The following is a 15,060-nucleotide window of genomic DNA, read 5'->3' as shown; positions in this document are numbered from 1 at the left end:
GCCCGTAGCACCCGCATGCGCGCTGCCCTGTTCGCCGTCCCGCTCGTCGCCACCGGCATCCTCGGCACCGCTGCCGCACCGGCCGGGGCCGCAGCCCCCGCCACCGCCTCTCACCCCGCCAAGTCCCTCACCTGCCGCGGAGAGGGCGTCGACCCCGACGCCCTCGTCCGCCACCGGGCCGAGACCGTCATCCACGCGCCCCTGCGGACCGTCTGGAAGCTGCAGACCGACGTGGAGCGCTGGCCGTCCTGGCAGGGGGCGATCTCGACCATGAAACGCCTCGACCATGGTCCGTTCCGCAAGGGTTCGGCGTTCCGGTGGACGACCCCGGTGCCTCCCAACCCCACGACTCCCGCCACCAGTCTGGAGATCACCTCGACCGTCGAGCAGCTCAAGCACAACTCCTGCATCCGCTGGACCGGCCCCGCGGTCGCCGAGGGGCTGCGCATCGACGGCGTCCACGTATGGAACTTCACCGAGGTCAAGGACGGCGTCCGCGTGAGCACCGAAGAGACCCACGCCGGTGCCGAGGTCGAAGCCGACGTCCCTGCCGCGACCGCGATCCTCCGCCAGGGCCTCGAAGCATGGCTGCGCGACCTCAAGACCGCGGCCGAAGCCCCCACCCACCACGACCGGCCGCACTGAAATAGGACCGACCGCCGACCAGCCTCGGACGAGTCCTGGCGCGGCACCCTGTCGTCGGCCTTGAACGGGCCGCCGTGGCCGGGCACGATCAGGTCGGCGGCGGCCGGCACGCGGAGCCGGGAGGCGCGCAGTACCTCGCGGTCCGGGGCGGCGGGATCGTCCGCCGGCCCTTCCGAGTGCCACCTCAGGTCACGGGCGAACGCCACCACACCGAGTCCGTGCCGGCCAGGGCCGCGTCGACCGCTGCCTCGGCGTGGAGGCGGGCGGTGGGGAAGAGCGGTACGGGGCTGTCCTCGGGGCCGATGAGGAGCTCGATCTCGGTGCACCCCAGGATGACGCCCTCGGCGCCCTCGGCGACGAGCTTCTCGACGACCTGGCGGTAGGCCGCACGCGACTCGTCGCGGACGACGCCCACGCACAACTCCTCGTAGATCACCCGGTGAACGAGCTCACGCCCCGCGGAGTCCGGGACGCACACGTCGAGCCCGCCCGCGGCGAGCCGGCCCCGGTAGAAGTCCTGCTCCATCGTGAACGCGGTTCCCAGCAGCCCCACCCGGCGCAGTCCCGCGGCGCGGACGGCGGCTGCGGTGGCGTCCGCGAGGTGCAGGAGCGGGACCGATGTCGCCGCCTCGACGGAGTCGGCGACCTTGTGCATGGTGTTGGTGCAGATGAGCAGCAGTTCGGCACCGGCCGCCTCCAACGACCGGGCGGCGCGGGCCAGAACCTCGCCGGCCTCCGCCCAGCGGCCCTGGACCTGCAACTGCTCGATCTCCGCGAAGTCCACGGAGTGGAGCACGCAGCGGGCCGAATGGAGGCCGCCGAGCCGCTCGCGCGTCCGCTCGTTCAGGATCCGGTAGTACTCCGCCGTCGACTCCCAACTCATCCCGCCGATCAGTCCGATCGTCTTCATGTCCGTATCCACGCTCATGTCCCCGCTCCTCGTACATCACCGCGTTCACACGAACCATAAGGCAGAAGCTGGATTTGCTGTATCTGGATAAGGATTGCTTGGGGCGCTTCGAGGCGTGGCTTTCAGCGGCGTGGCGGGAGCGTTGTGCCACCTGTGGGTGTGAAAGTTGACGGGGGTGCTTCGGGTGCGCCCCGCGCGCCCTGCCGGATGCGTGCAGGGGAATGATTCAGTAGCGCTCTGTGACGAATGTGTGCGGTGTGCCGGCACCTTCCCGAGGGCTTGGCCTGGCCTCCGCCGCACTGAATGAGCGGAGGCCGTCATCAGCAGTGCGACCCGGATCAGCAGGCGGCTCGGTATCGCAGGCGCGGTTCTGACGGCGGTGGCCATCGCCGCTTCTCCGGCAGGCGTAGGCCGCGCCCTGGCGGAACACGGATGCTTCGACCGCGCGAGAGAGCCGTACACCTCGGTGGTCGACAGCCACCTTCACTTCCGTCCGTTCGGTGGCCGGCCGGTGCCGTTCGAGGAGCTCAACGGCTACCTGAGCAAGAGCGGTGTCCACCACGCGAGCGTCTATGGCATCGGGCAGATGCTGCCGGTGGACTCCGGCTGCACCTACTACCTCAACTGCCCCGGCACACCCGTGGTGCCGAGTATGAAGAACGACTTCGCCAACGCCCTGAACTACCTGGAGGCGAAGCCCGAGGACCCCGACCTCACGCTCTCCATGACCTTCATGGACCTCAACCACCCCGAGACCATCCCGCCCGGGATCGCGCTCTACGACAAGGAGTTCCCGGGGATGTTCCGGTGGGCGGGGGAGGTGAACCTCGTCAAGCAGGCGCTGTTCCCCAATCACCACACGTCCGCGACGAGCGAGAACATCAAGAACTGGGCGCCGTTCATGAAGGTGCTGCGGGACCGGGGGATCCCGATCACCATCCACTCGGATCTCGGCAGCGACAAGGAACCGCTGAAATACCTCCACCTGATGGAGGAGACCCTCAGGCGCTACCCGCAGAACAAGATCGTGTGGGCGCACATGGGCCTGTCCAAGGAACTGTCCACCATGGATCCCGACGAGCACATCTCCATCATGACGAGGCTCCTGGACGCCCACCCCAAGCTGAACCTGGACCTCAGCTGGCGCGTACTGGAGGACCAGTACTTCAGTAAGCCCGGCGTCCGGCAGAAGTACGCAGCGTTCCTCGACCGGTACCCGACCCGGGCCATTCCCGGTACCGACTTCGTCGCGTCCCGGGACAAGGACTACAAGGTCTACGAGCAGGAGCTCGAGGTCACCAGCCGCATCAACAAGGCCTTGGGCGACAAGGCGTTCCGCCACATCGCCCTCGGGCAGAACTACTTCCGGCTGCTCGGCCTGAAGAAGGAGGCCCCGGAGGTGTGCGGGGCGGGGTGAAGCCCCCGCCCCGAATTCCTGCGCCCCAGCCGGACCCGGGGCGCGGGAGGGGCTGCCCGTCAGCAGTGGTCGACGGGTTCGGCCGCGGTGAGTTCGTACGATGCCCTGGCGTCCAGCAGCAGTGGCACCAGGGCCCGCAGCGGCTGGCGCAGCGGGACCAGCGCGCCGCCCGCGGGTGACGGGATGGTCTTGATGCCGTGCAGGGCGAGTTCGTCCTGGGTGTCCGCGTACTGCTCCGCGGTGAGCCGGTAGGCGCAGGGCGGGTCGGGCAGGGTCCGGCCGGGGGGTGCGGGTTCGTTGTCGGCGCCGGCGAGGTGGACCGGGCCGCGGTCGGCGAGACCTTTGACGCGTGCAGCGGCCGTGGCCGATGTGATCTGCCTGCGTCGGTCGTCCGCGAAGGCGAACATCCCGTCCAGCGCCGCGAGGTGGGACCGTACGCGACGCCGGTTGTTCACGGCCGGGTCCGCCTTCTCCGCTTCCGTCATCGGGTTGACGCGGCTCTCGATGAGCAGACCGATCGCGTGCTTGATGCCGGAGGTGTTGCGCAGGATGCGCTCCTGTCCGTCGCCGGCGACCTGTTTGACCGGGTCACCGGTGGCGGGGTCGGTCCAGATGCCGTAGGTGCCGGTGCTGTGCCCGGCGTCGTGGGCGGCGGGACGTAGGTAGTCCGCCGAGAGGGTCTGCGCCTCCCGGTGGACGCGGGGGTCGGTGTTGAGGTTGCGCGGCCAGAGGTCGAACAGGTCCTTGTCGTAATACGGCGGGGTGGCGCCGTACTCGTGCAGGTCGTAGACGATGTCGGGCCGGTGGTCCCTGATGACGGCGGCCAGGGCACGGCTCTCGGCGGTCTTGAGAGCGAGGTGGTCGCGGTTGATGTCGACGCCGTCCGCGTTGGTGCGCGTGTCGGCGGCACGGCCGTCGGGGTTGACGGTGGGGACGACCAGGACGGTGGTGCGTTCGAGGAAGCGCCGCGTGTCCGGGTCCGTGGCGTGGGCGAGGTCGCGGATGCGGGTGAGGCAGGCTTCCCGGCCGGCGGGTTCGTCGCCGTGCTGGCTGCAGGCGAGGAGGAGGGTTTCGGCGGTGCGGTGGGCCGGGCCGACGCGGACCAGCTGGAGCGGCCGGCCCTGGCGGGTGGTGCCGATGCGGCGGACGGTTACGCGGTCGCTCGACCGGTCGAGGGCGGCCAGGAGGCGCTGTTCCTCGGCCTGGGTGGTCCAGCGGGTTCCGTCGCTGAGCTCGAAGCCGGTTTCGAAGCCGGTGCGGGGCGGGGTGTGAGCGGCCTGCGCGGGTGCCTGGACGAGGGTCAGGGCGAGCGCGGCGGTGGCGAAGCCGGTGGCGAGTGTGCGGATGCGGATACGGATGCGAGCCGTCATCGGTGGCCGCCTACGGGGCCGGGGCCCGGGCCAGGATCGGCGACCGGTCGAAAGGGGCGGCATACGGCCGCTGTCAGGAGCGATCTGTACGTCATGCGGGTCGTTCGAGCGCGTGTCCCCATGGGGCGGAAAGTACTCCGGTCCACTCCTGCGCAACAGAGTGCCGGATCTGTTTGGCCCTGTTGCGCCCCGTGCCCCCTGGCCGCGGGGGCGGCCAGGGGGCACGGAAAGGGGCACGCGCGCGCCCAGGACTGAGCAGGGGCAGCGGCCCCGGCCCATCAGGATGGCGTCAGGAGCTCGTGAGGATGACGAGTTGCCGGGTCGCGCGGGTCATCGCGACATAGCGGTCGACGGCTCCTTCGATGCCCGTGCCGAACGTCTCCGGGTCGATGAGGACGACCAGGTCGAACTCGAGCCCCTTCGACAGCGACGGCGTCAGCGACCGGACGCGGGAGGTCTCCCGGAACGTGGGATCGCCGATGACGCAGGCGATCCCGTCGGCGTGTGCGGCGAGCCAGGTGTCGAGGACCGAGTCCAGGTCCGCAACGGATCCGTGGACGACCGGGATGCCGCTGCTGCGGATGGAGGCCGGCACGTTGGCGTCCGGGAGCGCAGCGCGGATGGCCGGCTCGGCCTCCGTCATGACCTCTTCCGGCGTGCGGTAGTTGATGCTCAGCGAGGTCACGTTGATCCGGTCGAGCCCGACCCGCTCGAGGCGCTCCTGCCACGACTCGGTGAACCCGTGCCTGGCCTGGGCGCGGTCACCGACGATGGTGAAGCTCCGGGACGGGCAGCGCAGCAGCAGCATCTGCCACTCGGCGTCGGTCAGTTCCTGGGCCTCGTCCACGACGATGTGCGCGAACGGGCCGGCGAGCAGGTCCGGTGTGGTGCCGGGCAGGGCGCTCTCGTCGATCAGGGTGTCCTGCAGGTCCCGTCCGTGCAGCATCCCCATCGCGCCTTCGCTCTCGTCGATGACGACGTTCTGCAGCAGGCTGTCGATGGCGGCGGACCTGCGCGCACGCTCGGCGGCGACGGAGGCGTCGTGCCGGCGCTTGCGTACGGACGCCTTCGGGTCGCCGAGCCGCTGCCGTGCCGCGTCCAGGAGGGGCAGGTCGGACACCGTCCAGGCCTGGGCGTCCTCGCGCTGCAGTTTGCGGACGTCGTCGGGGGCGAGCCAGGGAGCGCACTTGCGCAGGTAGGCGGGCACCGACCACAGATCTCCGACGAGGTCGCTCGCCTCGATCATCGGCCACGCACGGTCGAGGGTCCCGGTCAGCTCGCGGTCCTGCAGCAGCGACCTCCGGAGCAGCTCGGGCGGGGCGTCACTGTCGTCCTCGTCCATCAGGATGGTGATCAGCTCCTCCCGTATCTGCTCGCGCGCCTCGTTGTGCGGAGTGCCGGGTTCCACCGCTTCGAACGCCACCGCCCAATCGGTGGCGCTCAGCCGGAGGTCGGCCCCCCAGGGGGTGGTGATCGTCATTCCCTTGGTGGGCGGCTCCTCGTAGAACCTGACGGCCGCCTCGATCGCCTTCACCATGTCCGCGGACGACTTCAGAAGGGCCACGCCCGGGTCGGTCTCGGCCGCTGCGCCGGCTCCTTCGGTGACGAGGTCGCGCAGGGTGCAGGTCTGCACGCCCTCCTCGCCGAGGCTGGGCAGGACGTCGGCGACGTAGGCCAGGTAGGGCTGGTGCGGGCCGACGAACAGCACGCCGCCGCGGCGGTGACCGAGGCGGGGGTCGGAGTAGAGGAGGTGGGCGGCGCGGTGCAGAGCGACGACGGTCTTGCCCGTACCCGGACCGCCGTCGACGACGAGAGCACCGCGGGATCCCGCCCGGATGATGGCGTCCTGGTCGGCCTGGATGGTGGAGAGCACGTCGCGCATCCGGGACGACCGGTTGCTGCCCAGGCTGGCGATGAACGCGGACTGGTCGTCGAGCGCGGCGTGCCCCTCGAGCCCGTCGGCGGTGAACACCTCGTCCCAGTAGTCGCTGATCCGGCCGCGGGTCCAGCGGTACCTGCGGCGGCTCGCCAGGCCCATCGGGTTGGCGTGGGTCGCCGCGAAGAACGGCTCGGCCGCGGGGGAGCGCCAGTCGAGCAGCAGCCGGCGTCCCGTGCTGTCGGTGAGGCCGAGGCGTCCGATGTACACGGGCTCGGCGGTGTCCGCAGGGACGATGTGTCCCAGGCACAGGTCCAGGCCGAAGCGGCGCAGGGTGCGCAGGCGGCTGGTCAGGCGGTGGATCTCCGCGTCCCGGTCCATCGCCTCCCGGCCGATGCCGCCGGGCGCCTTGCGCGCGGCTTCGAGGCGGTCGGACAGTTCGGCGATCGCCTGCTCGAGGCTCTCGGAGATGGCCGCGAAGTGCTGGTCGTCGCCGTCGATCAGTGCCGGGTCGGCCTTGGGGGAGAGGTGGTCGGGAAGGTCGAACGCGCTGGTGGTGAGGGAGGTCATGTCCGACGACAACACACGCACTTAGTGGATCTCCGTTTTCGGCAGGTTCTGAGCTGGGTCCGTGATTGTGCCCCACGGCCGGGGCCTTGCCGCAAGGCCCCCTGTGCGCTATAAGTTAAAAGTGGCAAGGAGTGGGTACTGCTCCTTGCCTTTGCTTTTCTGGTCCAGGGCGCACGGATGACTCGGACGAGACGGCCGGCGGACCGCTGCCCGGAGCGGTCACGGGCTGCTGAGGTAGTGGGAGTGGATGGTGTGCGGCCCTGGCCGGGTGGTGGTGACGCGCGTGAAGTCCCCGGCGGGGGCCAGGAGTGCGCCGCCGTCCACCCGTAGCCGTGGGGAATACGGCAGGCGGAGGGTGTACGTGGCCGGCTTGTCGGCGGCGAGGACGATGGCGGAACTGTCCGTGTGCAGGACTCGGGCGGGCGCGGAAACCAGAGGGACCGGGGAGTCCACGGCGTAGACGGTCCAGTGGGCGTCGGACCACACCTTGCGGAGCCACGTGGGGTGCGACCGGATGAGGGCGGCTTCGGCCTCGGCGGGCCCGTCGGGGCGGCCCGAGTGGAGCACCACGTGGCTGACGGCCCGGTGATCGAGCCAGCTCCGGTACGTCGCGGCGGTGAGGGTGCCGTCGTAGAAGAGTCTGCCGCGGGTGACATCGAGTTGGCGGTTCCAGCCGCGGGCCAGATGGAAGTCGCGCCCGAGAAGCCATGCCTCCCGGTGGTCCCGGGCGGGGAGCACCTCGATGCGCGAGCGGTCGGCTCCCAGCCGGTGCAGCGTCTTCGTGAGGGGGCGGGTGTGGGTGGCCCAGTCCGGGACGGGGGTGTAAAGGCTCAGGTCGTAGGCGGTCTTGCCGAGTATCCATACGCTGAGCAACACCGTGGCCGACGTCAGCGCAGCGGTTCTGTACTGGTGACGGGCCGGGGTGGACAGGCGGGCGGCGAGCATGAAGGGTGCACCCGCGATCACGCCCAGGCGCTCGATGTTGGAGCCGACCGGACCGGCCACCAGGCACACGGCCACGACGCCGGCGCCGTACACGGCCGTGGCCGTGCGCGCGAGCCCCCAGGAACGGGGAGTGACCAGGAGCGCGACGATGCAGGTGCCCAGCGGCACCAGCGCGGCGGGAGCCTGCAGTGGCTGTTCGCCCCAGAACGGGAATGCGGCGACGACCACGGCCTGCACGGCGGCCGTCGGCAGCAGCAGCGACCAGCCGGCACGGGGAGAGCGGCGCAGCAGGTACGCCACGCTGACCACGCACAGGAACAGGCCGGCCAGTGGGCTGGCTGCTGTGGCCACGCCTGCCGCGCACGCCGTCCGAACGGTGCGGACGGGAGCGGAACTCGCCCACAGCAGCGCCAGCGCGGCGGCGGCCAGCCCCACGGCGAAGGTGACCCTGCCGCAGGCGACGTTGCACCACACGGCCACTCCGCCGAGCAGCGCCGGCCAGAGCGGAGCCTGCACTCCCGGGGCGCGGCACATCACGGCGGTCAGCGCCCATGTCGCACCCAGCCCGGCTGACACGGCCACGGCCCTGAGCCCTGCCCAGCCCATCAGCAGGGGAGTGAGAAGGCTGTAGTTCGCCACGTGCATGCCGCCGTACCACGACAGGTTGTACGCGGAATCCGGGTGCGCGCGGGCGAACTGCGCCCAGGCGATCTGCGCGGCGAGGTCCCCGCCGCCGGTGGCCAGCCACAGCGCCCACACGCCGTACAGCGGTAGCAATGCCAAGACGACGAGCCCCGGAACGGGGACGGGCGCCGGCCGGCACCGGCGCGTCATGACGGACTCAGGAGACACGCTCAAAGATCACACACGAGGGCGGGCGGCGCGTGTATTGAGCCTTGGTGTTCGTGCCGCCTGGAAGCAGGCCCTTGCGGCGGCACGGCCGGGGAGACCCACGTCACATCAGCCCATGTCACAGGGGCGCGGGCTACCTCGTCTCGGGGGTGTAGGCAGTGACGACCACCAAGGAGCACACCATGGACGCGCGACTGAACTTCTTCACCGACCCGACCGCCGGCAAGGTCATCAAGCACTTCATGGCGGCGGGCAAGGCGCTCAAGGACTCGCAGCTGCCGGCCGCGACGCAGGAACTGGTGTCGCTGCGCGTGAGCCAGATCAACGGCTGCGCCGTATGCATCGACATACACACCAAGGAGGCAGCCGCTGCCGGCGAGACCGCGCTGCGGCTGAACCTGGTGGCGGGGTGGCGGGAGGCGACGGTCTTCACCGAGGCCGAGCGTGCCGCGCTGGAGCTGGCGGAGGAGGGGACCCGGGTCGCGGACGCGGCCGGCGGGGTCAGTGACGCAGTGTGGGCACACGCCGCCAAGTACTACGACGAGGAGCAGCTCACCGCCCTGGTCGTCCTGGTCTCCCTTATGAACATGGCGAACCGGCTGAACGTCATCACCCGGCAGCCGGCCGGCGACTACAAGGCCGGGCAGTTCCACTGAGAGCGGCAGCAGTAACCGGCTCGGAGCCCGGCTGCGGGCTCCGAGCCTCCGGGCCAGGGGCGTTACTCTGGCCCGCCGGTGATCCGGATGATCATCAGAAGGCGCCTGCGCCGACGCACACGGCCAGGTGAAAGGGTTTCAGGGGGAGAGGGTTCGGCGTGAGCAAGGTTGAGGAGTTCGAGGAGCTGCGGCCGCTGCTGTTCTCGATCGCCTATCGGATTCTGGGCAGCGTGAGTGAGGCCGAGGACGCGGTGCAGGAGACGTGGCTGCGCTTCGACGGCTCGTCGACACGGCCCACGTCGACCAAGGCGTTCCTGTCGGCCGCGGTGACACGGATTTCGATCGACGTGCTGCGTTCCGCGCGGGTACGGCGGGAGGAGTACGTCGGGCCGTGGTTTCCCGAGCCGCTGCTGAACGATCCGTATCAGGATCCGGCGCGGGCGGTGGAGCTGGCCGACTCGGTGTCGATGGCGGCGCTGCTGTTGCTGGAGCGGCTCAGCCCGCTGGAGCGGGCGGTCTTCCTGCTGCGGGAGGTGTTCGCCTTCGGGTTCGACGAGGTCGCCGCGGCGGTGGGACGCTCGGAGGCGGCATGCCGGCAACTGCTGGTGCGGGCGCGGCGGCACATGGAGGACGGGCGGCCGCGCTTCGCAGCGGACCGTCAGGAGCGGCAGGAACTGGCGACGCGGTTCTTCGACGCGCTGAAGAACGGCGACGTGGGCGGGTTGCAGAATCTGCTGGCCGCCGACGTGCAGATGGTCGGGGACGGCGGCGGCAAGGCCCCGCAGCTGGCCAGGGCCATCGTGGGTGCGGAGAACGTGGCCCGGTTGCTGGGCACGGGCTACCCCTGGCTGGTCCGGATCGGCGTGTCGCTCGAGTCGCACGAGGTCAACGGCCAGCCCGGCGCGATCTTCCGGGACCGGGACGGCAAGGTGCTCCACACGATGGTCCTCGACGTGCTCGACGGGCAGATCCAGACGATCCGATCGGTCATCAATCCCGACAAGCTCGGCCACATCGGGGCGGTCGCCGACGCCTGGGCCGTCGACCGCGAGGTGAAGCACGTCCGTCGGCAGTCGAACACCGCGGGGGCGTAGGCCGGGAGCGACGGCCGGATGCTCCGCCCCCGGCCGTCCACCGGTCGGCAGGCCGGCCCCCGGCACATGCCGTTCGTTGCCCGGACCGGACGCCACGACCGCTCAGGGTCAGGCCACGCGCTCCGCACGCTCGATGACCACGGGCTCGACCGGAACGTCCTGGTGGAACCCCTTGCTGGCCGTCCGTACGTCCCTGATCGCGTCGACGACGTCCGCACCCTCGACGACCTTGCCGAACACCGCGTAGCCCCAGCCCTGCGGCGTCGGCGAGCTGTGGTTCAGGAAGTCGTTGTCGACGGTGTTGATGAAGAACTGCGCGCTCGCCGAGTGCGGGTCGTTCGTACGGGCCATGGCCACGGTGCCGCGGTTGTTCTGGAGGCCGTTGTTCGCCTCGTTCTCGATCGGGGCGTTGGCCGGCTTCTGCTGCATGTCGGGGGTGAAGCCGCCACCCTGGATCATGAAGCTCGAGATCACCCGGTGAAAGATCGTGCCGTTGTAGTGGCCGGCGTCGACGTACTCCAGGAAGTTCTGGACGGTCTTCGGAGCCTTCTCACTGTTGAGTTCCAGCACGATGTCGCCATGGTTGGTGCTGAGCCGGACCTTGGTCATGAGTTCCCCACTCTGTCAGTCGGAACGCCCTGGCGGGCGCTCGCTCAAAAGTGATCAAGAGTGTGCCACAGGGAGGCCCGGCCTGCGGCGGTGTCCGGCTCCGGGGTGTCTTGGGCCGGTCGGCAGCCGGTGAGCGGCCGGCCGGTGCCCCGGGTTCAGACGAGGTCGAACCGGTCGAGGTTCATCACCTTGTCCCACGCCGCCACGAAGTCACGCGCGAACTTCTCTCCCGCGTCCTCGCACGCGTAGACCTCCGAGACGGCCCGGAGCTGGGAATGCGAGCCGAAGACGAGGTCGACCGCGGTGGCTGTCCATCTGACCTCGCCCGTGGCGCGATCCCGGCCTTCGAATACGTTCTCGGTAGAGGTCGACGCCTTCCACTCCGTACCCATGTCGAGCAGGTTGACGAAGAAGTCGTTGGTCAAGGTCTCCGGCCGGTGGGTGAGGACGCCGTGCGGAGACCGCTCGTGGCCGGCGTTCAGGGCTCGCATGCCGCCGACCAGAACCGTCATCTCGGGCGCGGTCAGGGTCAGCAGGTTGGCGCGGTCCAGCAGGAGGGTCTCCGGCGACAGCTTCTCTCCTGCCCGGAGGTAGTTGCGGAACCCGTCCGCCTTGGGTTCGAGCACGGAGAACGACTCGACGTCGGTCTGCTCCTGCGAGGCGTCCGTGCGGCCCGGTGCGAACGGGACCGTGATGTCGTGCCCGGCGTTCCTCGCGGCCTGCTCGACGGCCGCGCACCCGCCCAGGACGATCAGGTCGGCGAGGGAAACCTTGGTTCCGCCGACCTGTGAGCCGTTGAAGTCCTGCCGGATCTGCTCGAGTGTCCGGATGGCCTCGGCCACCTCGGGGACGGCATTGGCCTCCCAGTCCTTCTGCGGCGCGAGCCGGATGCGTGCCCCGTTGGCCCCGCCGCGCTTGTCGGTGCCGCGGAAGCTCGCCGCCGACGCCCAGGCGGTGGTGACCAGCTGGGGGACGGACAGGTCCGAGGCGAGGATACTGCCCTTGAGCGCAGCGCTGTCCTCGTCCCCGATCAGCTGGTGATCGACGCCGGGGACGGGGTCCTGCCACAGCTGCGGCTCGGGAATCCACGGGCCGAGGTAGCGGGGGAGGGGGCCCATGTCGCGGTGCAGCAGCTTGTACCACGCCTTGGCGAACGCTTCCGCCAGCTTGTCCGGGTTCTCGTGGAAGCTCTTCGCGATCGGCGCGTAGACGGGATCCAGCTTCAGCGCGAGGTCCGTCGTCAGCATCATGGGAGCGTGCCTCTTCGACGGATCGTGAGCGTCGGGCACGGTGTCCTTGGCCGAGGGATCCGTGGGGGTCCACTGCTTCGCACCGGCCGGGCTCGTCGTCAGCTCCCAGTCGTACCTGAAGAGGTTGTCCAGGTACCCGTTGTCCCACGTCGTCGGCGCGGAGGTCCATGCGCCCTCCAGCCCACTGGTGAGCGCGTCGGCGCCCTTGCCGCTGCCGCAGGTGTTCCGCCAGCCGAGGCCCTGCTGCTCGATGGGGCAGGCCTCGGGCTCCGGGCCGATGTACGAGGGATCGACGGCACCGTGACATTTGCCGAACGTGTGGCCGCCGACGATGAGCGCGACCGTCTCCTCGTCGTTCATCGCCATGCGCCCGAAGGTCTCGCGGATGTCCCGGGCGGCAGCGATCGGATCGGGGTTTCCGTTGGGCCCCTCCGGATTGACGTAGATCAGTCCCATCTGCACGGCGCCGAAAGGACCGGTCAATTCTCTGTCGCCGCGGTAGCGCTCGTCTCCGAGCCAGGTGTCCTCGGGTCCCCAGAAGATTTCCTCGGGTTCCCAGATGTCCTCCCGCCCGAAGCCGAAACCGAATGTCTTGAGGCCCATCGATTCGATGGCGCAGTTTCCGGCGAAGATCAGCAGATCGGCCCAGGAGATTTTCCGGCCGTACTTCTGCTTGACCGGCCAGAGCAGACGGCGCGCCTTGTCGAGGCTCGCGTTGTCCGGCCAGCTGTTGAGCGGGGCGAAGCGCTGGGCGCCGGAGCCGCCGCCGCCCCGGCCGTCGGCGATGCGGTACGTTCCCGCGGCGTGCCAGCTCATCCGGATGAAGAGCGGCCCGTAGTGGCCGTAGTCGGCAGGCCACCAGTCCTGTGACGCCGTCATCACCGCGAAGACGTCCTGCTTCAGCGCGTCCACGTCCAGGGTCGCGAACTCTTCCGCGTAGCTGAAGTCCGCGCCCAGCGGATTGGACCGAGGCGAGTGCTGGTGGAGAACCTGGAGGTCCAGCTGGTCCGGCCACCAGTCCCGGTTCGTCCGGGGGTGGGACGGCGTCGGGGTGGGGGAGGGGATTACCGGGTTCTCACTTTCGCTGCCGGCCACGTCCGTCCTTCTTCCTGCCTCGGTGCTTCCCTTTGCCGGCTCCTCGCTCCTGGCGTTGTTGCCTTTTGATGCCGAGCCGGAATCCGTATGGTTGCGCACCGCGGGCCGAACCGTCACGAAAACACGCAGAGCGCCCCCGCGTTAACACTTACCGGCAGCGTGTGTGCGGCGGACCGGGCCGCCGGGCTCAGAGCCCGGCGACTTTGGAACTCGCCGACAGCTCGTAGACCAGGGTGACCGTGCGGCGGCCGCCGGGCGGGAGGGGGACGTCCCAGCGGGCGATGCCTTCGGCGTCGACCACGGCGGGCGCCGGGGAGCAGGCTTCCTTGCGCAGGCGCACCTCCACCGCCGAGACCTCGGAGACCGGGATCCGCTCCCGCAGGACGACCACCCGTTCGCCGTGCTCCCCGGGGGCGGAGAAGCGCGACAGGTGCAACCGGACCGTGCGGGTGACCACGGTCCGCTGCATGATTCCGGAGGAGTCACGGGACTCCTCGGCCTCCCGGACCACCCGGTGGTCGTCGCAGCTGCCGAAGGCGAGCTCGACGGGGGCGCCGGGGGCGGTGAAGTCCAGCGTGCCGCGGCCGCTGAACCCACTGCCGCGGACCAGGTCCACGGGCCCGGCGAGCAGCACGTGGCCGGACAGGTTGTCGAACCGCACCACCTGGGTGACCAGCGGAGACAGCTCGGGTGAGCAGGCGTACTCGCTGCCCGCGGCCGTGGTGAAGACGGAGAGCGGCACCCGGTGGGCGCGGCCGTCCGCGGGCACGGAGACCGGGGCGGGGGAGCGCAGCACCCGCGTCTCGCCGCCGTCGTCCACCCCGGGCAGGCCGAGCACCGGGACCGGGCCGAGGTCTCCGATCTCCTCCTCGCGCAGCTCGACGTCGACCGTGCGGCGCTCCGCGGCGGAGCGGTCCTTCAGCGTCAGCCGGTCCTCGCCCAGCCGCGGCGGCTCGGTGGCCAGCGCCGAACGTGCCGTCGACAACGTCAGCCCTACGTCCGACCAGTCCTCGCCGGTGCGCTGCCAGACCATCGCGTCGGTCTCCAGCGTCAGGGAGTCCCCGTCGAGCACGGCCCGGTAGGCGGGCCGCCACAGCGCACAAGCGGTGAGGTGGCTCAGGCGCAGCGAGACCGGCCCGGCGGCCGCGGCCTCCACGGTCAGCTCGATGTGACCGACCAGCTCGGCGGGCTCCTCCTCGGAGAGCTCCATGCCCCGCCGGACCTCCCTGAGTTCGGAGGCGAGGGCGGCCAGCCGGGCCTCAACGGCGCGGAGTTGCTCGCCGTACGAGTCGCGCTCGCCGTCCACCCGGTCCAGTTCACGGGCCCAGCGGGGTGCTTCGGTCTCCCCTGCGCCGGCGCCTTCGCCGATCTCCCGCAGCACATCGGCGGCGAGGCGGCCGAGGAGGTCGAGGCGGGCGCGCAGCCGATCGCGTCGCTGCTCCAGGGCGAGCTGCTCCTCTTCGAGGAGGTGTACACGCCGGCGCAGGGCCGAGTCTTCGGCGGACGGCAGCGGGTCGCGCGGTGTCCAGGTGCGGACGATCCGCACGTCCAGCACGGTCGCGGGGTGATCGGCGGTCAGCTCGGCATGGAGGGTGCGGTCGACGGCCAGGGCACTGACCGGACCGAGACGCAGCCGCTGGACCCCGGCCTCCAGGTCGAGCACGGCGGTGCGCTCGATGTGGGCGCGATCCTCCATGCAGGTGACGGCGGTGACGGGGAGGGCGATCGGCTCCGGGGACGTGTTCGGGGATGTGTTCGGCGACGTGGACAT

11 protein-coding genes are annotated in these 15,060 nt (G+C 70.4%); 4 read left to right on the top strand and 7 right to left on the bottom strand.

Features of this window, described 5'->3' with window-relative positions; translation table 11 throughout:
* Positions 1–15 precede the first annotated feature (15 nt).
* Positions 16–645, top strand: a complete 630-nt coding sequence (locus ACFPP6_RS09715; RefSeq protein WP_382039124.1) for an SRPBCC family protein — start codon at positions 16–18, stop codon at positions 643–645.
* A 184-nt stretch (positions 646–829) separates the two neighbouring features.
* On the opposite strand, the gene ACFPP6_RS09710 is transcribed toward ACFPP6_RS09715, so the two are convergent.
* Positions 830–1,555: an aspartate/glutamate racemase family protein gene (locus ACFPP6_RS09710; RefSeq protein ID WP_382039248.1), complete on the bottom strand. Its 726-nt coding sequence runs from the start codon at positions 1,553–1,555 to the stop codon at positions 830–832.
* Between the two features lie 511 nt (positions 1,556–2,066).
* Between ACFPP6_RS09710 and ACFPP6_RS09705 the strand changes: the two genes are divergently transcribed.
* Positions 2,067–2,972 carry an amidohydrolase family protein gene (locus ACFPP6_RS09705; protein ID WP_382039122.1) on the top strand — a complete coding sequence of 302 codons (906 nt, stop codon included), beginning with the start codon at positions 2,067–2,069 and terminating at the stop codon, positions 2,970–2,972.
* Between the two features lie 59 nt (positions 2,973–3,031).
* Here ACFPP6_RS09705 and ACFPP6_RS09700 read toward each other — a convergent pair whose 3' ends face one another.
* From ACFPP6_RS09700 to ACFPP6_RS09690, 3 genes are all read right to left on the bottom strand, one after another.
* Positions 3,032–4,342 carry a M14 family metallopeptidase gene (locus tag ACFPP6_RS09700; protein ID WP_382039121.1) on the bottom strand — a complete coding sequence of 437 codons (1,311 nt, stop codon included), beginning with the start codon at positions 4,340–4,342 and terminating at the stop codon, positions 3,032–3,034.
* Positions 4,343–4,631: 289 nt separating this feature from the next.
* On the bottom strand, positions 4,632–6,788 hold the full coding sequence (helR, locus tag ACFPP6_RS09695; RefSeq protein WP_382039119.1) for an RNA polymerase recycling motor ATPase HelR: 2,157 nt from the start codon (positions 6,786–6,788) through the stop codon (positions 4,632–4,634).
* Between the two features lie 219 nt (positions 6,789–7,007).
* Positions 7,008–8,516, bottom strand: a complete 1,509-nt coding sequence (locus tag ACFPP6_RS09690; protein WP_382039117.1) for a hypothetical protein — start codon at positions 8,514–8,516, stop codon at positions 7,008–7,010.
* Between the two features lie 251 nt (positions 8,517–8,767).
* Here ACFPP6_RS09690 and ACFPP6_RS09685 point away from each other — a divergent pair, with 251 nt between their 5' ends.
* Entirely contained in the window at positions 8,768–9,241 is a 474-nt protein-coding gene (locus ACFPP6_RS09685) for a carboxymuconolactone decarboxylase family protein (protein WP_382039115.1), read from the top strand.
* 158 nt (positions 9,242–9,399) lie between these two features.
* Positions 9,400–10,335, top strand: coding sequence for an RNA polymerase sigma-70 factor (locus tag ACFPP6_RS09680; protein ID WP_382039113.1), 936 nt, complete (start codon positions 9,400–9,402; stop codon positions 10,333–10,335).
* 108 nt (positions 10,336–10,443) lie between these two features.
* On the opposite strand, the gene ACFPP6_RS09675 is transcribed toward ACFPP6_RS09680, so the two are convergent.
* From ACFPP6_RS09675 to ACFPP6_RS09665, 3 genes are all read right to left on the bottom strand, one after another.
* On the bottom strand, positions 10,444–10,944 hold the full coding sequence (locus ACFPP6_RS09675) for a peptidylprolyl isomerase (RefSeq protein ID WP_382039111.1): 501 nt from the start codon (positions 10,942–10,944) through the stop codon (positions 10,444–10,446).
* A gap of 155 nt (positions 10,945–11,099) precedes the next feature.
* Entirely contained in the window at positions 11,100–13,289 is a 2,190-nt protein-coding gene (katG, locus tag ACFPP6_RS09670; protein WP_382039109.1) for a catalase/peroxidase HPI, read from the bottom strand.
* A gap of 187 nt (positions 13,290–13,476) precedes the next feature.
* Positions 13,477–15,060, bottom strand: coding sequence for a mucoidy inhibitor MuiA family protein (locus ACFPP6_RS09665; protein WP_382039107.1), 1,584 nt, complete (start codon positions 15,058–15,060; stop codon positions 13,477–13,479).

The organism is Streptomyces aureoversilis, assembly GCF_042657885.1.
In the GTDB taxonomy this organism is placed as follows: domain Bacteria; phylum Actinomycetota; class Actinomycetes; order Streptomycetales; family Streptomycetaceae; genus Streptomyces; species Streptomyces aureoversilis.
The sequence above is the reverse complement of the archived record's forward strand: the minus strand, read 5'-3'. Positions and strand labels throughout refer to the sequence as shown.